Source organism: Mesorhizobium sp. CA16 (genome assembly GCF_020165175.1).
Taxonomy (GTDB): domain Bacteria; phylum Pseudomonadota; class Alphaproteobacteria; order Rhizobiales; family Rhizobiaceae; genus Mesorhizobium.
The window spans coordinates 682,914-705,662 of record NZ_JAIUHP010000001.1 but is presented as its reverse complement, the minus strand read 5'-3'; the positions used below and the strand labels follow the sequence as shown (position 1 = coordinate 705,662).

General features: G+C 64.2%; 20 protein-coding genes. 6 read left to right on the top strand and 14 right to left on the bottom strand.

Going from position 1 to position 22,749, the window contains the following annotated elements; genetic code table 11:
• Positions 1–11 precede the first annotated feature (11 nt).
• The 6 genes from LB525_RS03440 (at position 12) to LB525_RS03415 (ending at position 6,407) form a co-directional block, all read left to right on the top strand.
• A complete protein-coding gene (locus LB525_RS03440) occupies positions 12–929 on the top strand; it encodes an ABC transporter permease (RefSeq protein WP_095766295.1) in 918 nt (305 codons plus the stop codon).
• Positions 926–1,717, top strand: a complete 792-nt coding sequence (locus LB525_RS03435) for an ABC transporter permease (RefSeq protein WP_224524083.1) — start codon at positions 926–928, stop codon at positions 1,715–1,717. Before LB525_RS03440 ends, LB525_RS03435 begins: the two co-directional genes overlap by 4 nt.
• A 16-nt stretch (positions 1,718–1,733) precedes the next feature.
• Positions 1,734–2,798: an ABC transporter ATP-binding protein gene (locus LB525_RS03430; RefSeq protein ID WP_095766297.1), complete on the top strand. Its 1,065-nt coding sequence runs from the start codon at positions 1,734–1,736 to the stop codon at positions 2,796–2,798.
• A 176-nt stretch (positions 2,799–2,974) separates the two neighbouring features.
• A complete protein-coding gene (locus LB525_RS03425) occupies positions 2,975–4,528 on the top strand; it encodes a cation:proton antiporter (RefSeq protein WP_224524086.1) in 1,554 nt (517 codons plus the stop codon).
• A 108-nt stretch (positions 4,529–4,636) separates the two neighbouring features.
• Positions 4,637–5,554, top strand: a complete 918-nt coding sequence (locus LB525_RS03420; RefSeq protein WP_224524088.1) for an endonuclease/exonuclease/phosphatase family protein — start codon at positions 4,637–4,639, stop codon at positions 5,552–5,554.
• Positions 5,555–5,561: 7 nt separating this feature from the next.
• On the top strand, positions 5,562–6,407 hold the full coding sequence (locus LB525_RS03415) for an EamA family transporter (protein ID WP_224524090.1): 846 nt from the start codon (positions 5,562–5,564) through the stop codon (positions 6,405–6,407).
• A gap of 10 nt (positions 6,408–6,417) precedes the next feature.
• Here LB525_RS03415 and LB525_RS03410 read toward each other — a convergent pair whose 3' ends face one another.
• The 14 genes from LB525_RS03410 to LB525_RS03345 all read right to left on the bottom strand — a co-directional run bounded on the left by LB525_RS03410 (position 6,418) and on the right by LB525_RS03345 (position 22,589).
• Entirely contained in the window at positions 6,418–7,635 is a 1,218-nt protein-coding gene (locus LB525_RS03410) for an MFS transporter (RefSeq protein WP_224524102.1), read from the bottom strand.
• A 93-nt stretch (positions 7,636–7,728) separates the two neighbouring features.
• The gene (locus LB525_RS03405) at positions 7,729–8,046 is read right to left on the bottom strand and encodes a Dabb family protein (protein ID WP_224524104.1); all 318 of its coding nucleotides are present in this window, start codon (positions 8,044–8,046) and stop codon (positions 7,729–7,731) included.
• A 10-nt stretch (positions 8,047–8,056) separates the two neighbouring features.
• Positions 8,057–9,685 (bottom strand): GMC family oxidoreductase, encoded by a 1,629-nt coding sequence (locus LB525_RS03400; RefSeq protein ID WP_224543419.1) that lies wholly within the window; start codon positions 9,683–9,685, stop codon positions 8,057–8,059.
• A gap of 6 nt (positions 9,686–9,691) precedes the next feature.
• Positions 9,692–10,453 (bottom strand): 3-ketoacyl-ACP reductase, encoded by a 762-nt coding sequence (locus LB525_RS03395; RefSeq protein ID WP_224524109.1) that lies wholly within the window; start codon positions 10,451–10,453, stop codon positions 9,692–9,694.
• A gap of 208 nt (positions 10,454–10,661) precedes the next feature.
• Positions 10,662–12,164: a GMC oxidoreductase gene (locus LB525_RS03390; RefSeq protein WP_224543418.1), complete on the bottom strand. Its 1,503-nt coding sequence runs from the start codon at positions 12,162–12,164 to the stop codon at positions 10,662–10,664.
• 6 nt (positions 12,165–12,170) lie between these two features.
• A complete protein-coding gene (locus LB525_RS03385; protein WP_224524121.1) occupies positions 12,171–13,286 on the bottom strand; it encodes an ABC transporter ATP-binding protein in 1,116 nt (371 codons plus the stop codon).
• 21 nt (positions 13,287–13,307) lie between these two features.
• Positions 13,308–14,252 carry a carbohydrate ABC transporter permease gene (locus LB525_RS03380; RefSeq protein ID WP_224524124.1) on the bottom strand — a complete coding sequence of 315 codons (945 nt, stop codon included), beginning with the start codon at positions 14,250–14,252 and terminating at the stop codon, positions 13,308–13,310.
• Complete coding sequence (locus LB525_RS03375; RefSeq protein ID WP_224543417.1) at positions 14,249–15,208, bottom strand: carbohydrate ABC transporter permease; 960 nt, start codon at positions 15,206–15,208, stop codon at positions 14,249–14,251. Before LB525_RS03375 ends, LB525_RS03380 begins: the two co-directional genes overlap by 4 nt.
• A gap of 125 nt (positions 15,209–15,333) precedes the next feature.
• Complete coding sequence (locus LB525_RS03370; RefSeq protein ID WP_140632473.1) at positions 15,334–16,587, bottom strand: ABC transporter substrate-binding protein; 1,254 nt, start codon at positions 16,585–16,587, stop codon at positions 15,334–15,336.
• Between the two features lie 59 nt (positions 16,588–16,646).
• Positions 16,647–18,158 (bottom strand): aldehyde dehydrogenase family protein, encoded by a 1,512-nt coding sequence (locus LB525_RS03365; protein WP_224524638.1) that lies wholly within the window; start codon positions 18,156–18,158, stop codon positions 16,647–16,649.
• Between the two features lie 10 nt (positions 18,159–18,168).
• Complete coding sequence (locus LB525_RS03360; RefSeq protein WP_224524133.1) at positions 18,169–18,942, bottom strand: enoyl-CoA hydratase/isomerase family protein; 774 nt, start codon at positions 18,940–18,942, stop codon at positions 18,169–18,171.
• Positions 18,935–20,536 carry an acyl CoA:acetate/3-ketoacid CoA transferase gene (locus LB525_RS03355; protein ID WP_224524135.1) on the bottom strand — a complete coding sequence of 534 codons (1,602 nt, stop codon included), beginning with the start codon at positions 20,534–20,536 and terminating at the stop codon, positions 18,935–18,937. Before LB525_RS03355 ends, LB525_RS03360 begins: the two co-directional genes overlap by 8 nt.
• The gene (locus tag LB525_RS03350; RefSeq protein WP_224543416.1) at positions 20,533–21,549 is read right to left on the bottom strand and encodes a Gfo/Idh/MocA family protein; all 1,017 of its coding nucleotides are present in this window, start codon (positions 21,547–21,549) and stop codon (positions 20,533–20,535) included. The genes LB525_RS03355 and LB525_RS03350 overlap by 4 nt, the downstream gene beginning before the upstream one ends.
• The gene (locus LB525_RS03345; RefSeq protein WP_224524139.1) at positions 21,546–22,589 is read right to left on the bottom strand and encodes a LacI family DNA-binding transcriptional regulator; all 1,044 of its coding nucleotides are present in this window, start codon (positions 22,587–22,589) and stop codon (positions 21,546–21,548) included. Before LB525_RS03345 ends, LB525_RS03350 begins: the two co-directional genes overlap by 4 nt.
• Positions 22,590–22,749: the final 160 nt, after the last annotated feature.

Below are 22,749 nucleotides of genomic sequence, written 5' to 3'. Positions count from 1 at the left end.
GTGCCGGGCACATGACCGATCTATCGCTTTCAAATCAGTCTATTGCCACCAAGCCCGCGCCGCCGACCGAAGCGACTGCTTTCCGCCTGCCGACGCAATGGATCGGCGTGGCGCCGTTCTTCGTCTTCGCCCTTATGTTCCTGATCATGCCGACGCTTTATCTCGTCATCGGCGCGTTTCAGACCGGGGAAGGCGGGTTTACGCTCGACAACGTCCTGCAGTTGGTCAGCGATCCTTCGATCGCCAATTCCTATTGGGTTTCGATCAAGATCAGCTTCTGGTCGGCCATCGTCGGCGCTTTTGCCGGACTGGCGATTGCCGTGGCCATCGTGCGCGGCGGCCTGCCCAGCTGGGTTCGCTCCGCGACGCTGACCTTCTCGGGCGTCGCCTCGAATTTTGCCGGCTTGCCGCTTGCCTTTGCGTTCATCGCAACGCTCGGCCGCGTCGGCATCGTGACGGTGCTGCTGCGCGACATATTCAACCTCAACATCTATGCCCTGGGGTTCAATTTCCTGACCACGTGGGGGCTGATCGTCGTCTATCTCTTCTTTCAGATCCCGCTGATGGTGGTGATCATCGTGCCGGCGATCGACGGCTTGAAGAAGGAATGGAACGAGGCGGCCGCCACGCTTGGCGCCACCCAGTGGCAGTACTGGCGCATGGTGGTGATACCGGTGCTGTTTCCGAGTTTCCTCGGCACCGTTATCCTTCTGTTCGCCAACGCCTTCGGCGCCATCGCAACGGCCTATGCGTTCGCCGGCCCGCAGCTCAACATCGTTCCCATCAAGCTCTATTCGCAGATCAACGGCGACGTGCTGCACAACCCGCAACTCGGTTACGCGATCGCCTTCGGCATGATCGTCATCACCGGACTGGCGAATGTCTTCTACATCTGGTTCCGGACCCGTTCCGAGAGGTGGCTGAAATGAAGTCGGGCAAATTCTGGGCCTGGGTCGTCTTCGGTATTGGCACGGCCTATTTCTTCATTCCGCTGCTGGCAACGTTCGAGTTTTCGTTGCGCATGCGGCGCGGCGTCCATTCCTTCGACGCCTATCAAGTCGTGCTCGGCGATCCGCGCTTCCAAGCGACGTTCCTGTATTCGGTGGTCGCCGCGATCTTCACCATCATTCTCGGCGTGCTGATCGTGGTGCCGGCCGCCTACTGGATCCGTCTCCGATTGCCTCAAATCAGGCCGATCGTCGAATTCATCACGCTGCTGCCGCTGGTCATTCCGGCGATCGTCATCGTCTTCGGCTATATCCGTATGTATGGCTCGAATTCGCCGCTGCCGTTCCTGGCCAGCGATCTCGGCGCCAGCGCCTTGCTGGTGATCGGCTATGCGACGCTGGCGCTACCCTACATGTACCGCGCCGTCGACACCGGCCTTCGTACCATCGATGTCAGAACGCTGACGGAAGCAGCCCAAATCCTCGGCGCCGGCTGGGGCACGATCATCACCCGCGTCATCCTGCCCAATGTGCTGATCGCGGTGCTGTCGGGTGCCTTCCTGACCTTCGCCATCGTCATCGGCGAATTCACCATGGCAAGCCTGCTCAATCGGCCGGCATTCGGCCCTTACCTGCAGAATATCGGCGCCAATCGTGCCTATGAGCCGGCTGCACTTGCGATCATCGCCTTCGTCATCACCTGGGGCTGCATGTCGCTGATCCAGATCCTGTCCCGCTTCGCGCCGAAATCGGCGAACCGCCCAAATTGATCGAGAGAACCACGCCATGGCCGACCCATTCCTCTCCATCCAGCACGTTCGAAAATCCTTCGGTGCCACCACCGTGGTGGAGGACTTCAATCTCGACGTCGAGCCGGGCGAATTCGTCTCCTTCCTGGGGCCGTCCGGCTGCGGCAAAACCACGGTGTTGCGTATGGTCGCCGGCTTCGAGGAGCCCTCGGCCGGCAAGATCGTCGTCGGCGGCAAGGACATAACCAGGCTGAAGCCCAATCAGCGCAATGTCGGCATGGTGTTCCAGGCCTACGCGCTGTTCCCGAACCTGACGGTGGCGCAGAACATCGCCTTCGGGTTGAAGGTCGGTGGCATGCCGAAGGCCGATGCCGACAGGCGGGTCGCCGAGATGCTCGATATCATCAAGCTGCCGCAGATGGCCGACCGCTATCCCTACCAGCTTTCCGGCGGCCAGCAGCAGCGCATCGCGCTCGCGCGGGCGATTGCGCCGAAGCCGAAGCTGCTTCTGCTCGACGAGCCGCTGTCGGCGCTCGACGCCAAGGTGCGCGTGTCGCTGCGCGAGGAAATCCGCTCGATCCAGAAGAAGCTCGGCATCACCACCATCTTCGTCACGCATGACCAGGAAGAGGCGCTGTCGATCTCCGACCGCATCGCGGTGATGTATGGCGGCAGGGCCGAGCAGGTGGGCACGCCGTTCGAGATCTACAATCGGCCGGCGACCAAATTCGTCGCCAATTTCGTCGGCACGCTCAACGTGCTGGAGGGCAAGGTCACCGACGCCGCTTCCGGCAAGGTGCAAGTCAACTCGCAGGAAGTCTCGCTGAAAGGCAAGCTCAACGGTTCGAAGTCAGGCGACACGCTGTCGCTGGCGCTGCGGCCTGAAGCCATCTCGCTGGGGCGCCAGCCCGGCCACGACACCAGCCTGTCGGGCGAAATCGCCGAAGTGCATTTCCTTGGCTCAGTCATCCGCGTGCGCGTCGGCATCGGCGGCAACACGGTATCGCTCGATACCTTCAACAACTCGGCGACACCGCCCCCTGCCGTAGGCGACAAGGCGGACATCTCCTTCTCATCGGGCGACATGCTGGTTCTGCATTGACGGCTCTGGCCCGTCCTGATGCCGATAAGACATGCCAGACGGTTCTCGGTGATATACGGCCGTCATCGGCATGTCCTGCGAGCACCCCTATGAGGCGGCGCGGGTTTGCCGGATAAATCAACAGTATCCTGTCTCCGGGTACTGACAAGCTTCGCGCTTCGCCGCTACGATGAGCCATGGCGCTGTTCGAACTCACCCTTGTCCTGCTGCTCATCGCCGTCGCGCTGACGGCGGTATCGCGATGGCTGGAGGTACCTTACCCGTCGCTGCTGGCGCTTGCCGGCGTTGGGCTTGCCTTCGTGCCGGGCGCGCCGATGATCGAGATCGATCCGGAACTGGCGCTGGCGCTGTTCATCGCGCCGGTGCTGCTCGATGCCGCCTATGACACTTCACTGCGCGACCTGAAGCGCTACCGGCTGTCGCTTGCCCTGCTGGCGCTTGGCGCGGTCGTCTTCACCGCGGTGGTCGTTGCCTTTGTCGGCTGGAAGATGGCCGGGCTGCCGATCGCGGCGGCGATCGCGCTCGGCGCCATCGTCGCGCCGCCGGACGCAGTCGCCGCAAGCGCGGTGCTCAATCAGTTCAAGGTGCCGCACCGTCTGACTGCGATCCTGCAGGGCGAGAGCCTGCTCAACGATGCTACGGCGCTGCTGATCTACCGGATATCGGTTTCAGCCGCCATCGGCACACTCATGCTCAAAGACGCAGTGCCCGTCATCCTGCTTGCAACGGTCGGCAGCGTTATCGCCGGCTATCTGTTCGGCCGAGTGTCGCGGCTCACGCTGACACGCATCGAGGACGCGGCAAGCAGCACCGTGGTGCAGTTCGCCGGAACTTTCGCCGTCTGGATCATTGCCGACAAGCTCGGCCTCTCCGCCATCATCACCATCGTCGTCTATGCCATCACCATCGCGCGCACCACGCCGCGCCGCATGTCGGCCAGACGCCGCGTCAGCGCCTATTCGGTCTGGGAATCGGCGGTGTTCGTGCTCAACGTGCTGGCGTTCGTGCTGATGGGCCTGCAGGCACGGTCGATCATCGGCCGGCTGGCCGACGATGGGCAGGGCAAGGCATTCGTCTTCGCCGCGACGGTTCTTACCGTCGTCATCGTGGCGCGCCTCGTCTGGGTGGCGGGGTATGTCGCGATCATCCGATGGTTTGCCCGCAACGACAGCGAGGAAGAAAAGCAGGATGCGCCGACATTTGCCGGTGCCGCGCTTGTCGGCTGGTGCGGCATGCGCGGGCTGGTGACGCTGGTCGCCGCCATTGCCTTGCCGGCCGGCTTTCCCGGGCGTGACCCGATTGTGCTTGCCGCTTTCGCGGTCGTGCTCGGCACGCTGGTGCTGCAAGGCATGAGCCTGAAGGTTCTGCTGCGCTGGCTCAATTTCCCGCGCGATACGACGATCGATCGCGAGGTGGCCGAAGCGCGCGTCGCCATCATGCAGGCCGCGCTCGATGTGCTGAGCCGCAAGACCTCGTCGGCTGCCGCCGTCGTGCGCGAGCAGTACGAGGCGCAGCGGCGGATCGCCGAAAATCCCGACGACGCGCAGGCCGCGACGGAATACGACCGGTTGCGCCTCTACGCCATCAAGCGGCAGCGCGACACGCTGGAGGAACTGCGCAGCAACGGCACGATTGGCGACGAAGCCTATCACCGGCTGGAGGAGGAGATCGACTGGTCGGAACTTGCCGCGTCGCCCGCCGGAAGCTTCCAGCCGCTGACGACTTATTAGAGCGCCGGTTCGCCGATTTGCACTGGACTATTCCGCTTGCCCCGCCGGTCCATTGCAACGCAAGGGGCGGGGCGTTACTGCGATCACCAGAAGTGAGCCGGTTAATCAATGAAGCTGATCAGCTACAATATCCAGTATGGCTACGGCAGCGACGGGCGCTACGATCTCAGCCGCTGCGCCAGGCTGGTGGACGGCGCCGACATCGTCGCGCTGCAGGAGGTGGAGCGGCATTGGCAACGCAGCAACGAGGACGACCAGCCCGAGATCCTGTCCAGCTTGCTGCCCGGCTATTACTGGGCTTACGGCCCGGCCTTCGACATGGATGCCAGCGAGAAGCGTGATGGCCGCGTCGTCAACCGCCGGCGGCAATTCGGCACGATGGTGCTGTCGAAGCTGCCGATCGTCTGGTCGCGGCTGCACACTTTGCCGCAGCGGCGGACGCTGAGGCCGCTCAACACCCGCAATGCGGCGCTCGAATGCATGATCCGCACGCCGGCGGGACCGTTGCGGGTGCTTTCGTTGCATCTGGCGCATATCGCGGCTGAAGAGCGGCTGGAGCAGATCGACTACCTGCTTGCCGAACATCGCCGCGCGCCGTCCGACGGCGGCCCCTGGAGCGGCGTCGACGACGAGCCGCAGCGCAACTGGTCGAACGGCCAGCCGGAACCGGAAAACCCGTTGGCGGCGATCTGGCTGGGCGACTTCAACATGGAGCCGGGCAGCGCCGAATACCGGCGCATCGTCGGCAATACGCCCTACCATCGCGGCGCTGCCTATATCGACGGATTCGTCGATGCCGCGGCCTTCGCCAGCGGGTCGGGGCCGGACTTCCATACGCACGAAAAGATCATCGACGGCAGGCTGGCGAAACGACGGCTCGATCATTGCTTCGTCGGCGGCATGCTGGCCGACCGGGTGCGTTCTGTGAGCGCCGATATCGGCGAGGTGAGTTCCGACCATTTCCCGCTCAGGATCGATATCGATCTGGAAATGCCGGGCATCGCGTCAGGCCTGGCGGGCAGGTGAGGCAGGCATGACGCTGTTCGTCGTCCTGGCGGTGCTTTCGGCGGCGGCCATGCATGCGATCTGGAACGCGCTGGTCAAGGTGCATCTCGACCGCTTCCTGTCGATCACACTGATGACGCTCGGCATGGGCTTTGCGGCGCTGGTCGCGCTTCCCTTCGTCGAGGTGCCAAAGGCCGAAGTTTGGCCTTACATCTTCGCCTCGATGATCTTCCACATGGGCTACCGCACTTTCTTGATCGGCGCCTACAAGGCCGGCGATTTCGCTCAGACCTATCCGCTGGCGCGCGGCACCGCACCATTGCTCTCGGCGCTCGGCGGCATCGTCCTGATCGGCGAGGTCCCGGCGCCATTCGCCATCCTCGGCATCGTGCTTCTGTCGGCGGGCACGCTGGTCATGTCGTTCCGGGGCGGGGCGCATCTGGAGAAGCTCAATCTGCGCGCGGTCGGCTTCGCGCTCGGCACATCGATCTTCATCGCCAGCTACACACTCTCCGACGGCAGCGGCGCGCGGCTGGCGGCAACCGCGCAAAGCTATGCGGCCTGGCTGTTCGTCTGCGATGCGACGTGGGCGCTTTTGCTGTGCATCTTCTTTCGCGGGCCGCGGTCGCTGCCTGTGCTGGCGCGCGACTGGAAGGCCGGGCTGTTCACCGGCGTGCTCAGCGGCGCGGCCTATTGGATCGTGATGTGGGCAATGACCAAGGCGCCGATCGCCTCGGTCGCGTCGCTGCGCGAGACCTCGATCCTGTTTGCCATGCTGATCTCGGTGCTGGCGCTGGGCGAGAAGATGACCGTCTGGCGCGCGGCCGCGGCGCTCGGCATCGTTGCCGGTGTCGCGGCGCTCAGAATGGGTTGAAGACAGACCCTCAGCCGAGCACGGTCATCACCTGGCCACGCCTTTCCGGACTGAAGCGGATGACGACGATGATGCAGACGGCGACCACGCCGGCAAACAGGGCCAGCGCATAGCCGTAGCTGCCTCCCGGCGCTTCGGCAATGCCGGCCTGATAGGGACCGCCATAGGAAGCGGCGAGATTGCCGGCCTGGTAGATGAAGCCGGGCAAGGTCGCCCGCACCGAGCCTGGCGACAATTCGTTGAGATGCACCGGGATGACGCCCCAGGCTCCCTGCACCGCGACCTGCATGATGAATGCGCCGATTGCCAGCATGAAGGGCGTGGTCGTGTAAGCCCAGAGCGGGATTGCCGGCATGGCGATCACGCAAGCGAGCGTGATGGCGTTGATGCGGCCAATCTTCTCGGACAGCGCGCCGAAGGCCAGGCCGCCGACGATCGCGCCGATATTGGCGACGATGGTGATCCAGCTCACCGTGTGCGTGTCGAAGCCGTGCTGCTTCTTCAGGAAGGTCGGATAGAGGTCCTGCGTGCCATGGCTGAAGAAGTTGAAGAACATCATCAGCACCACGGCGTAGAGCGCGATCCGCCAGTGCTTCCGCAACGTTTCTAAAAGGCCGGGCCGCGTCTGGGCGCGGCCTTCGACGAAGGCCGGCGATTCCGGCACATGCGAGCGGATGAAGAGCACGATCAGCGCCGGCAGGAAGCTCAGGAGGAACATGGCGCGCCAACCGAAGGTGAAGTCGCCGATCTTCTGCCCGTAGAGCAGCCCGTAGACGACCGCGGCCAGCAGATAGCCGGCCGGATAGCCGCATTGCAGAATGCCCGAGACCGTGCCGCGCGCGCTTGGCGGAATGGATTCCATGGCGAGCGAGCTGCCCAGACCCCATTCGCCTCCCATGGCTATGCCGAACAGGGCACGCAGCGCCAGGAATATGCCGAGATTGGGCGAGAAGGCGGCCAAGGCGCCGATCACCGAATAGCTGACGATATTGAGCATCAGAATGGGCTTGCGGCCGTATCTGTCGGCAAGCACGCCGAAGAAGAACGCGCCGATGAAACGCGTCGCCAGTGTCAGGAACAGTGCTTTGGAGACCGCCGGCACGTCGGTCTGGAATTCAGCGGCAATATCGGTGAGCAGGAATGTCAGAAGGAAGAAATCAAAAGCGTCGAGCGTCCAGCCGAGGAACGATGCGGTTACGGTTTTCTTCTGCTCGGGGGTGAGGTTCAAGGCAGTGCTCCTTTTGCATCCCCCGAAAGCACGATATGTTCCAGGGCGGGCAAAAGAGAACGGGACGGCCGCCGGATTTGAGCCGGCGAGCGGTCACATTTGCGTCACCTCCAGATCAATGACCATCAGCCCGTCGGTGCCGCCTTCGAGCGCGGCGACCAGGCGCGCGCCGGCGCGCTGATGCGCCTCGTGAACGAGGTAGGCGTCGCGGGCGTTGGCATCGCGGAAGTCGATGGTGAAACCGTGACCGAAGCCGCGCCCGAACGGCTCCGGGCTGACATTGGCGCTGAATTGGACCCTGTCCATGCCGGCGATAACGGCGCGCAAGGCTTCGAGATCAGCGTGAATCGCCGCGCGCTCGATTTCAGGGACGTCGTCGCGAAAGCGGACAAAGACGCAATGCCGGATCATCGTTGATGCCTCATGCCGCCTGGTTGCCCTTGAACACGGCCGGCGGCAGCGGCTCGCGGCCGAGGATGAGATCGGCGCCTTTTTCCCCGACCATGATCGTCGGCGCATTCGTGTTGGAGGAGGGAACGCGCGGCATCACCGACGCATCGCAGACGCGCAGACCTTCGATGCCGCGCAGCCTCAAATCCGGCGTCACCACGGCCATCGCATCATGCCCCATGCGGCAGGTGCCGACGGGGTGGTGGTCGGTCTTCGACGTGCGGCAGGCGTAGTCGAAAAGGTCCGCGTCGCTTTGCAGGGCAGGGCCGGGCAGCACCTCGCGCAGCACATAGGGCTGCAGCGCCTTCTGCCGCATGATCTCGCGAGCCAGCCGCAGGCCCTTGATCGACATGTCGCGGTCGTAAGGATCGGACCAGTAGTTCGGATCGATCAGCGGGTGGTCGGCGGGGTCGGCGCTCTTCAATCGCACCGTGCCGCGCGAGCGCGGGCGCAGGAAGGCGGAGTTCAGCGTCACGCCCGGATTCTTCAGCTTCTCGACGCCTGCCTCGATGCCGGAGCCGAGGCCGAGATGGAACTGGATGTCGGGCGAGGCGGCGGTCGGGTCGGCGTACCAGAAGCCGCCGGTCTCGAACAGGCTTGAGGCGACGGGGCCCTTCTTGAGCAGCAGATATTGCAAGCCGGCCCACATCGTGCGGTGCAGCTTGGCGTAATTGTCATAGGTATGGTCGCCGGTGCATTCGGCGATGACGAAAAGGTCGAGATGATCCTGCATGTTGGAGCCGACGCCGGGCAGGTCATGCACGGGCGTGACGCCAACCGACTTCAGATGATCGGCCGGGCCGATGCCTGATTGCAGCAGAAGTTTCGGCGAGCCGATGGCGCCCGACGAGACGATCACCTCGCGTTCGACGCGCAATATGGTCTTCTCGCCGCCCGGCTTGTCGACGATCTCGACGCCGACGGCGCGGCCCTTCTCGACGACGACGCGGGTGACGAGCACATCGGTCCTGACCGTCAGGTTCTTGCGGCTGCGGATCGGCTTCAGATAGGCCACGGAGGCTGATGAACGCCGCGCATCCTTCTGGGTCAGCTGATAGTAGCCGACGCCTTCCTGGCTGGCGCCGTTGAAGTCGGGGTTGAACGGAATGCCCATTTCCTGCCCGGCGCGAAAATAGGCCTCGCAGATCGGCAGCGGCGAGATCGGGTTGGAGACGCCGAGCGGTCCCTGGTCGCCATGGAAATCGTTCGCGAAGCGCTGGTTGTTCTCGGCGCGCTTGAAATAGGGCAGCACATCGCGATAGCCCCAGCCGGCCAGTCCCTCTTCCTTCTCCCAGGCGTCATAGTCGCGGGCATTGCCGCGCGTGTAGATCTGGGCGTTGATCGATGAGCCGCCGCCGACGACCTTGGCCTGCGTGTACCAGAAGACGCGGTCCTTCATGTGCCTCTGCGGCACTGTCGACCAGCCCCAGGAGGCGATACCCTTGGTCATCTTGGCAAAGCCCGCCGGCATGTGGATCAGCGGATGCCAGTCCTTGCCGCCGGCCTCCAGAAGCAGGACGGAATTCGACGGATCCTCGGTCAGCCGGTTGGCGAGAACGCAGCCGGCCGGACCGGCGCCGACGATGATGTAGTCAGCCATGGTTCCTCACAAGCGTGGCACGGAGAGCGCGCCGTCGACATCGATGACCGATCCGGTCGAAAAGGCGAACTTTCCGGAGGCAAGCGCGGCCACGACAGTGCCGATATCGCCTGCCTCGCCCCAGCGTTTTGCCGGCACCAGCCCACCCTCGATCAGCGCGTCATATTTGGCGGAAACGCCAGCCGTCATATCGGTTCGGATGATGCCCGGCCGGACCTCGAACACGCCGATATTTTCTGGTGCAAGCCGCAGCGCCAGGTTTTTCACCCACATCGAAAGCCCGGCCTTGGAGATGCAGTAGTCGGCGCGTTCCGGCGAAGCCATGGCGGCGCTGACCGAGGTGATGGTGATGATCGATCGGACGGCGTTTGCGGATGCCGCAAGCATGACCTTGGCGACGGCCTGGCTGAGGAACACTGTACCGCGCAGGTTGATATCCAGAGCGCGGTCGAAATTCTCCGGCTTCAGCTCCAACAGATCGCCGCGCACCACGGCGCCGACGCCGGCGTTGTTGACCAGGCAATCGATGCGGCCGAAGGCGTTGGTTGCAGCATCAACGAGCGCAGGGTGGCGTGCGAGATCAGCGATGTCGCATTGGGCGTAAGCGAACTTCGCGCCACGCCCGGCGATGTTTTCGGCGAGACCGCCGACGGGTTTGTTGGCAAGGTCGGCGACGAGGAGGTCGAAGCCGGCGTCCGCCAGCGCCTCGGCGCAGGCGAGGCCAATACCCCGAGCGCCGCCGGTGACGATGGCTGCCGGGCGGGTCATTGGAGACTAGCCTTTTGAACGTTCGCGCTGCCCCTCATCGCCCTGCCGGGCACTTCTCCCCGTATAGTGACGGGGAGAAGGAAGCCTTTGTCGCCGGCTTCGCCAGTCGCAAGCGTTGCAGAATGGGTGCCGGCGTTGCGGCCAGCCTTCTTCTCCCCGTTTACGGGGAGAAGGTGCCGGCAGGCGGATGAGGGGCGGCGCCGGCCTATCATGAAGAAAGCTCCGTCTTGCGGATATGGTCGGCAACGCGCAGCGCCTGCGCGGCGATCGACAGCGCCGGGTTGACGGCGGCCGATGTCGGCAGGAAGCCGCCGTCGACGACGAACAGGTTTTGATGATCCCAGGCGCGGCAGAAGGGGTCGAGCGGCGATGTTGCCGGGTCGTTGCCGATCTTCACGGTGCCGCATTGGTGCGACGGCGTGCGCTTGTCGAAGGGCCGCGACAGCACGATCGGATAGCCGCAGGCGCGAAGGTTCTCGCGCATGACCTTGGTCAGGCCATCCAGCGACTGCATGTTGGAGCGCCGCCATTGCATGATGATCTCCTTGCCGTCGACCATGATGCGGCTTTCGGGATCGGGCAGGTCCTCGCACATCAGGTACCAATCGACGGCGTGGCCGGCCATGAAGTCGAGCACGAATTTCGGCATCCTCTTCACATTGGCCTTCAGCATGTTGCCGTCGATCTTGCCGAGCAGCTGCACATTGCCGAGCGGCTTGCCGTCCTTGCCGTCGGACAGGTAGTAATCGTTGAGCATCAGCGTCTTCTGGTAGACGCTATCGTTGCGGCGGCGCGGGTCGATCGCCAGCATCGCACTCGAATTGTGGTTCATGAAATTGCGCCCGACCTGGTCGGAGCTGTTGGCGAGGCCGTTGCCGGTAGCGGAGGGCGAGCGCAGCAGGATGGCGGCCGAATTGATCGCGCCGGCGGACAGGATGACGAGCTTCGGCGACAGCGTCTTGTGCTCGCCGTTCTGGGTGTAGTGGATGGCGGCGATCGACTTGCCGTCCGGCGCGGTTTCGAGCCAGTCGACATGCGCGCCGGTCTCGAGCCGGATGTTCTTGTCGGTGAGCGCCGCCGTCAGCGGTCCAGTCTGGGCGTCGATCTTGCCCTGGCCGGTGTTGGGGAAGGCGTCCCAGCCCGTCCTGCCGTCCTTCAGCCAGGCCTTGATGTCGACGCCGAGCGGTAGCGAGGCAGGATGGAGTCCAAGGCTCTTCAGCTCGGCGCGGGCGCGCGCGATCGGCGGCTCGTCCGGCACCGGCTTGAAGGCGTAGGGGATCGAATGGAACGGCTCGGTCGGGTCTTCACCCAGCGTGCCGCGCACGCGAAAAAGCTGCTCGGCCTTCGAATACCACGGCTCGAATTCGTCATAGGAAAACGGCCAGGCCGGCGAGACGCCGCCGAAATGCTCGAGCTCGGAAAAATCCTCCTTGCGGTAGCGGATCAGGACGGCGCCGAAGAACTTCGAATTGCCGCCGACATAGTAATAGTTGCCTGGGTTGAAGGCGGCACCGCCGGCCTCGCGCCACATCTCCTTCGGCCGGTAGTGCTCGTCGATGAAGATGGAGCGCGTCGAGCGCGCATGCGGCGTCGCGGGCAGCGGCTCGCCACGCTCCAGGATCAGGATCGAGGCGCCGCTGCCGGCCAAGCCGGAGGCGATCGTGGCGCCGCCGATGCCGGAGCCGATGATGACGATATCCGGGTTTGCCATAGCTTTTTAAAGGATGCGCTTCTCGGTCGCCGGGTCGAAGAACACCGCCTTGCTGAGGTTGAAGGCCAAGGGCGTGCTGGTGCCGGGCTGGATATTCGCATCAGCTCTCAGCCGCGCCACCACGCCCTTGCCGCCCAGATTGGTGACGGCAAAAGTATCCGATCCCGCCGGCTCCACCACTTCGATATGGCAGTCTGCGGTGGCGATGTTCGAACCGTTGCGTTCCGCACCTTCCGGGTCGGTCAGCGCTTCGGGGCGCACGCCGAAGATCACCGGCTTGTCCTTGAAGGCCGCAAGGCCGGTGGGCGCGCCGGGCATCGGCAGCACGATCGGCTGGCGCGCTTCGCGGTCCAGAACCACCGACAGCCCGCTGCCGTTAGCATCGATCTTGGCCGGGATCAGGTTCATCGCCGGCGAGCCCATGAAGTCGGCGACAAAGATGTTGGTCGGGTTGTTGTAGATTTCGGCCGGCGTGCCGAATTGCTGCACCTCGCCGTCGCGCATGACGGCGATCTTGGTCGCCAGCGTCATCGCCTCGATCTGGTCATGCGTGACATAGACGATGGTCGTGCCGGTCGTGGCGTGCAGGCGCTTGATCTCGATGCGCATGTCGACGCGCAGCTTGGCGTCGAGATTGGAGAGCGGCTCGTCGAATAGGAAGAGTTTCGGGTCGCGCACCAGCGCCCGGCCCATGGCGACGCGCTGCCGCTGGCCGCCGGAAAGCTGGCTGGGCTTGCGGTTGAGGAGATGGCCGATCTGCAGGATCTTCGCCACCTTGTCGATCGCCGCCTGGCGTTCCGCCGCCGGCACGCCGCGCATCTCCATGCCGAAGGCGATGTTGCCGGCAACCGTCATATTCGGGTAGAGCGCATAGCTCTGGAACACCATGGCGATGTCGCGCTTCGAAGGATGCAGGTCGTTGATCGCGCGGCCGTCGACGCGGATCTCGCCCTCGGTGATCTGCTCCAGCCCGGCGATCGTGTTGAGCAGCGTAGACTTGCCGCAGCCGGAAGGGCCGACGAGCACCAGAAAGCCGCCCTTTTCGAGCTCGACATTGATGCCCTTCAGGATCTCGACATTCCCGAAGCGCTTCTTCAGCCCATCAATTTCCAGAAAAGCCATGGTCGTTCCTTCCGAATGTGGTCAGCCCTTGACCGCGCCGGCCATCAGCCCGCGCACGAAATAGCGGCCGGCGACGACATAGACGATCAGGGTGGGGAGCGCGGCAATCATCGCCGCCGCCATGTTGACGTTGTATTCGACGACGCCGGTCGAGGTGTTGACAACGTTGTTCAGCGCCACCGTCATCGGCATCACGTCGCCGGAGCCGGCATAGGCGGAGGCGAACAGGAAGTCGTTCCAGATGTTGGTGAACTGGTAGATCACCGTCACGACGATGATCGGCAGCGAATTGGGCAGCATGATGCGCCGAAATATCTGGAAGAAGGACGCGCCGTCGACCTGTGCCGCCTTCACCAACTCGGTCGGAAAGGCCTCGTAATAATTGCGGAAGAACAGCGTTGTGAAGCCGAGGCCGTAGACCACATGGACGAAGACCAGGTTCACGGTCGAATTGCCGAGACCGAAGTTGAACCCGGTCGCGTTCTGCAGGGTGACGCCGAAGCGGCCGAGGCTGCCGAGGATCGTCGCCATCGGCAACAGCACCGACTGGAACGGGATGAAGCAGGCGAACAACATCATGGCGAAGACTAGCGTGTGGCCGCGGAAGCGCCATTTGGTCAGCACATAGCCGTTGAGCGCACCGAGCAGCGTCGAGATCAGCACTGCCGGCACGACCATCTTGATGGAGTTCCAGAAATAGCCCTTCATGCCGACGCAGGTCAGGCCCGAGCAGACTTCGCTCCACGCCTTTATCCATGGCGCGAAAGTCGGCGCATGCGGCAGCGACAGCATGTTGCCGTTCTGGATCTCGTCCATGGTCTTGAACGAGGTGACCAGCATGACGAAGAGCGGCATCAGATAGAAGATCGCGAACAGCCCAAGCAGCCCGTAGATGACGATGCGGTTGAAGGTCCTCGCACGGGCGCCGCTTGCGGCCTGGCTGGCGGGTGAAGCGACGGCGCTCATCGCGACTTCTCCCTGAGCTCGGAATAGAGATACGGAACGATGATGGCGGTGATGGTCATCAGCATGATCACCGCGCTTGCCGAGCCGACCGCCATTTCGTTGCGCTTGAAGGTGAACTCATACATGAAGTTGGACGGCAGCCAGGCCGAGCCGCCGGGCCCGCCGCTGGTCAGCGCCACGACAAGGTCATAGGACTTGATGGCCAGATGCGCGAGCACGATGAAGGCCGACAGGAAGACGGGCCTGAGCAGCGGAATGACGATGCGGCGATAGAGCTGGAAGCTAGACGCGCCGTCGATCTGCGCGGCCTTCATGATCTCGCCGTCGATGCCGCGCAGGCCGGCCAGGAACATCGCCATGACGAAGCCGGACGCCTGCCAGACGCCGGCGATCACCACGGTGTAGATGACGAAATCCTTGTTCTTGATCCAGTCGAAATGAAAGCTCGTCCAGCCCCACTGATGCAGCGTCTGTTCCAGTCCGAGGCCGGGATCGAGGAACCATTTCCAGGCGACGCCGGTGACGATGAAGGAGAGCGCCATCGGGTAGAGGTAGATCGGCCTGAGCACGCCTTCGCCGCGGATCTTCTGGTCGAGCAGGATGGCCAGGAACAGCCCGAGCGCCAGGCAGATCAGGATGTAGAGGAAGCCGAATATGCCCATATTGGTGATCGAGGTGTACCAGCTCGACGGCGGGTCGCTCTCGAAGGTCCAGCGCCACAGCCGCTGATAGGCGCGGGCTCCGGTGACGGCATAGGACGGGAATGTCTTGGAATTGGTGAAGGACAGATAGATCGTCCACAGGATGAAGCCATAGACGAAGACGATCGTCGCCGCGAAGCTCGGCGCCAAAACGATCTTCGGCAGCAGGTCCTGCAGCCGCGACCGGACCGTCGCGCCGGGACGAGCGTCGTGCTCCGGTGTCAGCTTGATCTGGGTTTCGGCAACTGTGCTCATCGGCTCATCCAGTACCGGTTGGTTGGAACCCGCCCGGCGCGAAAAAGCGCCAGGGTCTGTCCCGCACCTTTTGTCGACAGGAGACCTCCCCCGCCGAAGCGGGGGAGGGTTGTTTCAAGTGAACCTTACTTGGCGTCGTCGATCGCCTTGACCAGCTCGGTCACGGCCTCGTCGGAGGTCTTGATCTGACCATGGACGAACTTCGACACGACATCCTTGTAGGCGTTGGCGACGGCCGGCGGGGCGCCGTAGCCCTGGGCCAGCGAGCCGAACAGCGTGCCGCCTTCATTGGCCTTCTTCAGGTCGGCGATGCCCTTCTTGCCGCAAGCGTCGAAGTCGGTGTCCGGCACGTCGGTGCGGGCCGGGACAGAACCCTTCACCACGTTGAAGGCCGACTGGAAGCTCTTCGACAAAGTGGCGGTGGCCAGAGCGACCTGGGCAGCCTTGCGGTCTTCAGGAACGTTGAACATGCCGAACATGTCGGAGTTGTAGATCACCGAGCCGTCGGTGCCCGGGAAGCGGTAGCACAGGAAGTCGGTGCCCGGGGTCTTGTTGGCGGCGTGGAATTCGCCCTTGGCCCAGTCGCCCATGACCTGAACCAGCGCATCGCCCTTGATGACCATGGCGGTGGCGAGGTTCCAGTCGCGACCCGAGAAGTTCGGATCGACATATTTGACGAGCTTGGCAAGGTTGTCGAACGACTTCTTCATCGTGTCGGACTTGAGCGACTCCTCATCGAGGTCGTTCATTGCCTTCTTGTAGAACTCCGGCCCGCCGGTCGACAGCACGACGGAGTCGAACATGGTCGCCTCTTGCCAGTTCTGGCCGCCGAGCGCGAGCGGGATGACGCCGGCCGCCTTGGCCTTGTCGAGCAATGCCACGAAGTCGTCGAAGGTCTTCGGCTCGGTGCCGCCGATCTTGTCCATCACCGCCTTGTTGATCCACAGCCAGTTGACGGAGTGGACGTTGACCGGAGCGGCGACCCACTTGCCGTCATAGACGGAGAATTTCTGCAGGGCAGCCGGAACCGACTTGTCCCAGCCTTCCTTCTTGGCGGTCTCGGTGAGATCGCCCATGACGCCGGCGGCGGCATAGTCGAGCACGGTGTAGCCGAGCATCTGCGATGCGGTCGGGTAGTTGCCGGCCGCGACCATCGCCTTCAGCGCGGTCATGGCGGCGTCGCCGCCGCCGCCGGCCACCGGCACGTCCTTCCAGGCATAGCCTTCCTTGGCCAGATCCTGCTTCAGCACGTTCAGAGCAGCCGCTTCGCCGCCCGACGTCCACCAATGCAGCATCTGCACTTCCTTGACGTCCGCGGCATGCGCCGAGAACGCAAAGCTCGTCGCAAGAGCCGTTCCGATAAGCAGTTTGCGCAACATGTACTACCTCCCTTGTTGCATTCACAGAACCGGCGGGGTGGCCGCCGGGGCCTCCCAACTCAGCCGACCCACCATCCGGTGCGCTGGCCGCGATGAAACTGGATAGTCTTTTCCTCGGTATAATCCTCGACGGCGCGTTTGCCGAGTTCGCGTCCGAGACCGGACTGCTTGTACCCCCCGAAGGGCAGCTCGGGGTAACCTTCCATGAACGTGTTCACCCAAACCGTCCCCGAACGCACACCGCGCCCCACCGACATGCACGTGTCCATGCCGGCGCTCCATACCCCTGCTGACAGACCATAGGGCGTGTTGTTGGCAATGTGCAATGCCTTTTCAATCGTTTCAAAAGTGAGCACGGACAGCACCGGCCCGAACACTTCCTCACGGGCGATCGCCATATCCTCCGTGACGTTACGGATGATGGTCGGATCGAGATATTGACCGGCATTGGACGCAAGCCGGGCGCCGCCGGTGAAAACGTTGCCGCCATCGGTTTTCGCCGCCCTCACATAGCCGGCTACCTTTTCCATATGGTCGGCCGAGATCATGGCGCCGACCTTGGTTTGGTCGTCGAGCGGATCGCCGACACGGACCTTCTGGGACAGCGCCTTCACCATATTGAGAAAGTCGTCGGCGATCGCCTCATGCACGATCAGGCGGCTGCCGGCATTGCAGCATTCGCCGGCGTTGAAGAAGCCGCCGAACACCGCGGCATCCGCCGCCGCCTCGAGATCGGCGTCCGGGAAGACGATCTGGCCGTTCTTGCCGCCGAGCTCCATCGAGACCTTCTTCAAGGAATCGGAAGCGGCCGCCATGGTTATCTTGCCGACGCGGGTCGAGCCGGTGAAAGAGACCATCTCGACCAGCGGGTGGCTGACCATCGGCGCGCCGACATCGGCGCCGAAACCGGCGAGGATGTTGACGACGCCGGCCGGCAACCCAGCCTCCAGCAGGATGTCGCCGAGCACGAAAGTCGACGCCGACGTCATTTCGCTGGGCTTCACCACCGCCGTGCAGCCGGCGGCGAGCGCGAAAGGCAGCTTCTGGCTGACGATCAGGAAGGGGAAATTCCACGGCGTGATGATCGAGACGATGCCGATCGGTTCGCGCAGCACCACGCCCAGTATGGAATCGCCGAGATTGGCGTAGCTCTCGCCATGCAGCGTGCGGGCAAGCGAGGCGGCATAGCGCCAGATGTCGATCGCGCCACCGATCTCGCCGCGCGCCTGGGCGATCGGCTTGCCGGATTCCAGCGCGTCGAGGCGGGCGATCTCTTCCAGCCGGGTCTCGATCAGGTCGGACGCCTTCAGCAGAACCGCCGCGCGTTCCGACGCCTTCATGCGCGGCCACGGGCCGGTCTCGAAAGCCTTGTGCGCGGCCTGCACCGCCGCCTCGACTTCCGTCGCGCCCGCTTGCGCGTAACGGGACACGACAAAACCGTGGCCGGGGCTGGCGCGTTCGATGCTGCGGCCGTCGCGGGCATCGACATGCTTGCCGTCGATCAGCAGCTTGTAGGCCTTCGGCGCTTGGGATGCCTCAGCCGGCATGGCAATGTTGAGCGGTGCGTTCATCATCTTTTCTCTAGGATCTCGAAAAGGCTGGCTTCTGCTTGGCCTTGAAGGCGCCGACGCCGGCTTTGAGGTCGGCCGTCAGCGCGATGAAGCCGCTGGCCAGCGCCTCGGTCGCGGCGGCATTTTCCTCGCCCTCGGCGATGCCGATCATTAGCTTGGCGGCCTCGGTCGCCAGCGGACCGCGCTCGGCGATCTTTTCGGCCCAGGCCCTCGCTTCCTCGAAGGCCTTGCCTGTTTCGACCAGCCGGTCGACGACGCCGTGCGCGAGCGCCTCGGTTGCTAGGAAAATCTCGCCGCCGATTGCCATCCGGCGCACCATCTGTGCGCCGAAGCGGCGTACCGCGCGCTGCGTGCCCGACCAACCGGGAACGACGCCGATCGAGGTTTCGGGGAAGCCGAGCTTGACCTGCATTTCGGCGACGCGGAAATCGCAGGCCGCCGCCAGTTCCAGCCCACCGCCCAGCGCATGACCGGAGAGCACGGCGATGGTCGGCTGCCTGAGCCGCGCCAGCCGATCGAAGACGCGGTGGCCGTAGCGCACCCATTGCACCTGGAAGTCGGCGGCGCTCATGGCACCCCAGGCCTCGACGTCGCCGCCGGCGCAGAAGCCCTTGCCTTCGCCGCGGATGAGCACGGCGCGAACGCCCTCGGCCAGTTCCGCTTCGTCGAGCGCCGCTTCGAGCGCACGCAGCATCGGGATGTCGAGCGCGTTGAACTTTTCCGGCCGGCGCAGCGTGACGATGCCTATGGCGTCGTCCCGCTCGAAGGTGACAAGCTCAGCCATGCGCGCCTCCGAGCGAAGCGCCGCCATTGAGCGACAGGCCGATCGGCCGGTCCTGATAAAGCGCCACAGGAGTGACCTTGAGGTCGTTCGCCACAGCGAGCGGGATCTCGGCCTGCGCCAAGACATCGCGTTCGAGATCGACGCCGGGTGCCAGTTCCGTCACCATCAGCCCGTCCGGCGTCAGCTTCATCACGCAGCGCTCGGTGACATAGGTGATGTCCTGCCCCTGGGTGACCGCCCGCTTGCCGGAGAAGGAGATATGCTCGACCTCCGCGACCACCTTCTTGATCTTGCCTTCCTGGTCGATGCGGATCGCGCCTCCAGCCAGCGACAGCTTGGCGCCGGCATTGAAGAAGCCGGAGAAGACGATCTTCTTCGCGCGCGCGGTGATGTCGACGAAGCCGCCGGCGCCGGCCGTCACATGCGGCCGCGCCGAGAGCTTGGAGACGTTGACCGAGCCATGGCGGTCGATCTGCAGGAAGGAGAGCAGCGAGGCGTCGAAGCCGCCGGCCTGGAAATAGATGAACTGGTGCGGCGAGGGCATGATCGCCTCGGCGTTGGAGGCACAGCCGAACTTGAAGTCGAGCAGCGGCACGCCGCCGACCGCGCCCTGCTCGATCACCCAGGTGACCTTGCCGTGCTGGCCTTCCTCGAGAAGGATGCGCGGCACATTGGCCGAGATGCCGAAGCCGATGTTGACGGCCATGCCGTCGCGCAATTCCATGGCGACGCGCCGCGCGATGACCTTCTGGATGTTCATCTCCGGCGTGCGGAAGGTCGACAGCGGCCGGAAGATCTCGCCCGAGATCGCCGGGTCGTAAGGCGTCTGCGTCGTCTGCAACTGGTCGGGCGCCACGACGATATGGTCGACCAGCACGCCGGGCACCCGCACATCGTGCGGCTTCAGGGTGCCGTTCTCGACGACGCGCTTGACCTGCGCAATGACGATGCCGCCATTGTTGCGGGCAGCCAGCGCCTGCTCCAGCCCGCCGAGATAGGCGCCCTCATGCTCGTAGGTGAGGTTGCCGCGCTCGTCGGCCGTCGTGGCGCGGATGATCGAGACGTTGGGCACGATGGCGCGGAAATAGAGCCATTCCTCGTCGTCGAACTGCTCGACCGAGACGATCGGCTCGCTGGCCGCGGCGTTCATGGCGCAACCCTGGTGGCGCGGATCGGCAAATGTGTCGAGGCCGACCTTGGTCAGCACGCCGGGACGTTTGGCGGCGGCCTCGCGATGCATGTCGAACAGGATGCCGGATGGCACGTTGTAGGCGGCGATCGAATTGTCGCCGATCATCTTCCAGATTTGCGGCGGCTCGGCAGAGGAGGGGCCGGACGGATAGGAGCCGCAGAGCGTGCGCTTGAGCAGGCCTGGCTTGGCGAGATGGTCGATGCCCTTGATGCCGTACATGTCGCCGGCGGCGATCGGATGCAGCGTGGTGATCGCTTGCGGATGGCCTTCCGCGTCGAAACGCTCACCGATCGCGGCAAGCACGGAGTCGGGGCAGCCGAGCCCGCTCGACGACGACACCGAGACGACCATGCCATCCTTGATCAGGCTGGCGGCATAAGCCGCCGAGACGAGCTTGCTCACGCGATGCCCCCAAGTTGCGGGTCGATGGCGACGGCCTTGCCGGTGTTCGACGATTGCAGTGCTGCTTCGGCCGATGCCAGCGACCAGACGCCGTCCTCGCCGGTGGCGGCAGGCCGCCCTTCGCCGCGGATCGCGGCATGGAAGTGGCGCAGCGAGCGGGTGTATAGATCCTCGCGGTCGAAGCTCAGCTCTTCTTCTCCGCTCGAGCTGCGCAGATGCACCGAGCCGACCGGCTTCTGCGTCATCACATTGGCGGCGATCAGCGAGCCTTCCGAGCCATGCACCTCGAAGCCGGTGCCGGCGAATTTCGTGGTGAAGCCCTCATGCGACTGCGCGATGACGCCGGACTTGAAGCGCCAGATGCACATGGCGCCGTCCTCCAGTCCGCCGCCGGCCATGCCGGCGGCTTGCGTGAAGGCCGAAATCTCGACGGGGTCGTCGTCCAGCACGAAGCGCAGCGTGTCGGCATCATGCACGGTTATGTCGAGCACAACGCCGCCGCCGGCCTCAGGCTTGGCGATGCGCCAACCCTGCAGGTTTTCCGGCAGATAGACGGAATGAAAGACGCGCACCGCGATCGGCTTGCCGATGCGGCCGGCGGCGATCGCCTCGCGCATGGCGCGGTGCGCGCCGGCATTGCGCAGATGGTGATTGGTGCCGAAGACGATACCGGCAGCTTTCGCGGCGACAACCATCTCACGCGCATCGGCGCTGGTCAGCGCCAGCGGCTTCTCGCACAGCACATGCTTGCCGGCCTTGATCGCGGCAAGCCCCTGCTCGAGATGCAATTCGTTGGTGGTCGAGATGTAGACGGCGTCGATATTCGAGTTGAGCAGCGCGTCGAGAGACGAGACGGCGCGTGCGATGCCGTTTTCCCTTGCATAGGTCTCGGCCCGTTCCGGGCTGGAGCTCATCACAGCGGCGACCTCGCCGTCGGCCTGCGCGCGGATGGCATCGATCATGAACTGTCTGGCGATCGTGCTGGCGCCGATCAGTCCCCATCGCACGCTCACGCCGCGTCTCCCACTTGGCTGTTGCGGTCCGGGCCGCTGCTTTCCCGCACGACCAGGCTGACGGCACCGATATGGTTCTCGGCGCGCGTGGTGCGCGACTGGATCATCTTCAGCATGACGTGCGCCGCGCGCTCGCCGAGGCCTGCGGTGTCGACGGCGACGCTGGTCAGCGCCGGGCTGTAGTGCTCGGCCTCGGCGACGTCGTCGAAGCCGACGACGGCAAAGTCTGCGCCCGCCTCGAGACCGCGTTTGCGCAATGCCAGCATGACGCCGAAGGCTACCGCATCGTTGAAGCACAGCGCCGCGGTCGGTGGCTGCGGCACGGCAAGGGCCGTCTCCAGGCAGGCCATGCCGCCCTTGCGGCTGGTCTCGCCCTCGACGATCAGCCGGTCGGAAGCTGGGATGCCGAGCGTTTCGCAGGCTTCGAGGAAGCCGCCCAGGCGCTCCTGATAGACAACGAGATCGGATGAACCGCCGAAGAAGGCCAGGCGGCGATGGCCCCTGCGGATCAGATGTTCGGCGGCAAGCACCGCGCCGCGATGATTGTCCGGCGCGATCACCGGAATGCGGCTGTCCGGCAGCCTGCGCATGGTGAAGACGATCGGGACGCCGGCCGTCTCGATGCGGCGGAAGGTACCGGGCGTGGTGCCGCGCGCCGGCGAGACGATCAGGCCGGCGACGCCCTGTTCCATCAGCGACTTCAGCACCTCTTCCTGACGTACCGGGTTTTCCGCCGTGTTGGCGATGAAGGGGACGACGCCCGCCGCCTGGAAGACGCGCTCCATGCCGACCGCCAACTCGGCAAAAAAGGGGTTGGTGAGATCGTTGATCACCATGCCGATGACATTGGAATGGGCCTTGCGCAGATTGGCGGCGCCGCGGTTGTAGACATAGCCGACATCCTCGATCGCCTTGCGCACCTTGACCGCGGTTTCAGGCCGGATCAACCCGCTGCCCTGCAGCACGAGCGACACCGTCGATTTGGACACGCCGGCCTCGCGAGCGATGTCCAGGATCGTCGCCTTGGGCCGGCTGGCCATCCTCGTCATGTCCTCCAAGTTTCGAGAAAATCTATTGGAACGTTCTAGTCATCGATCCGAATCCGAGTCAATCACGATTCCGCTGAGATTCGAAAAATTGATTGGAGCGGTTCAAAAGGTCAATGAATGTAAGGGATATCCCAAAGGAGACACGATGTCT

Excerpts from the sequence above, each read along its gene's own strand:
- LB525_RS03395 (WP_224524109.1), bottom strand. The coding sequence starts at position 10,453 with ATGACCCGCCCGGCAGCCATCGTCACCGGCGGCGCTCGGGGTATTGGC.
- LB525_RS03425 (WP_224524086.1), top strand. The coding sequence starts at position 2,975 with ATGGCGCTGTTCGAACTCACCCTTGTCCTGCTGCTCATCGCCGTCGCG.
- LB525_RS03435 (WP_224524083.1), top strand. The coding sequence starts at position 926 with ATGAAGTCGGGCAAATTCTGGGCCTGGGTCGTCTTCGGTATTGGCACG.
- LB525_RS03380 (WP_224524124.1), bottom strand. The coding sequence starts at position 14,252 with ATGAGCGCCGTCGCTTCACCCGCCAGCCAGGCCGCAAGCGGCGCCCGT.
- LB525_RS03415 (WP_224524090.1), top strand. The coding sequence starts at position 5,562 with ATGACGCTGTTCGTCGTCCTGGCGGTGCTTTCGGCGGCGGCCATGCAT.
- LB525_RS03360 (WP_224524133.1), bottom strand. The coding sequence starts at position 18,942 with ATGGCTGAGCTTGTCACCTTCGAGCGGGACGACGCCATAGGCATCGTC.
- LB525_RS03400 (WP_224543419.1), bottom strand. The coding sequence starts at position 9,685 with ATGGCTGACTACATCATCGTCGGCGCCGGTCCGGCCGGCTGCGTTCTC.
- LB525_RS03385 (WP_224524121.1), bottom strand. The coding sequence starts at position 13,286 with ATGGCTTTTCTGGAAATTGATGGGCTGAAGAAGCGCTTCGGGAATGTC.
- LB525_RS03365 (WP_224524638.1), bottom strand. The coding sequence starts at position 18,158 with ATGAACGCACCGCTCAACATTGCCATGCCGGCTGAGGCATCCCAAGCG.
- LB525_RS03405 (WP_224524104.1), bottom strand. The coding sequence starts at position 8,046 with ATGATCCGGCATTGCGTCTTTGTCCGCTTTCGCGACGACGTCCCTGAA.
- LB525_RS03375 (WP_224543417.1), bottom strand. The coding sequence starts at position 15,208 with ATGAGCACAGTTGCCGAAACCCAGATCAAGCTGACACCGGAGCACGAC.
- LB525_RS03370 (WP_140632473.1), bottom strand. The coding sequence starts at position 16,587 with ATGTTGCGCAAACTGCTTATCGGAACGGCTCTTGCGACGAGCTTTGCG.
- LB525_RS03345 (WP_224524139.1), bottom strand. The coding sequence starts at position 22,589 with ATGGCCAGCCGGCCCAAGGCGACGATCCTGGACATCGCTCGCGAGGCC.
- LB525_RS03420 (WP_224524088.1), top strand. The coding sequence starts at position 4,637 with ATGAAGCTGATCAGCTACAATATCCAGTATGGCTACGGCAGCGACGGG.
- LB525_RS03430 (WP_095766297.1), top strand. The coding sequence starts at position 1,734 with ATGGCCGACCCATTCCTCTCCATCCAGCACGTTCGAAAATCCTTCGGT.
- LB525_RS03390 (WP_224543418.1), bottom strand. The coding sequence starts at position 12,164 with ATGGCAAACCCGGATATCGTCATCATCGGCTCCGGCATCGGCGGCGCC.
- LB525_RS03440 (WP_095766295.1), top strand. The coding sequence starts at position 12 with ATGACCGATCTATCGCTTTCAAATCAGTCTATTGCCACCAAGCCCGCG.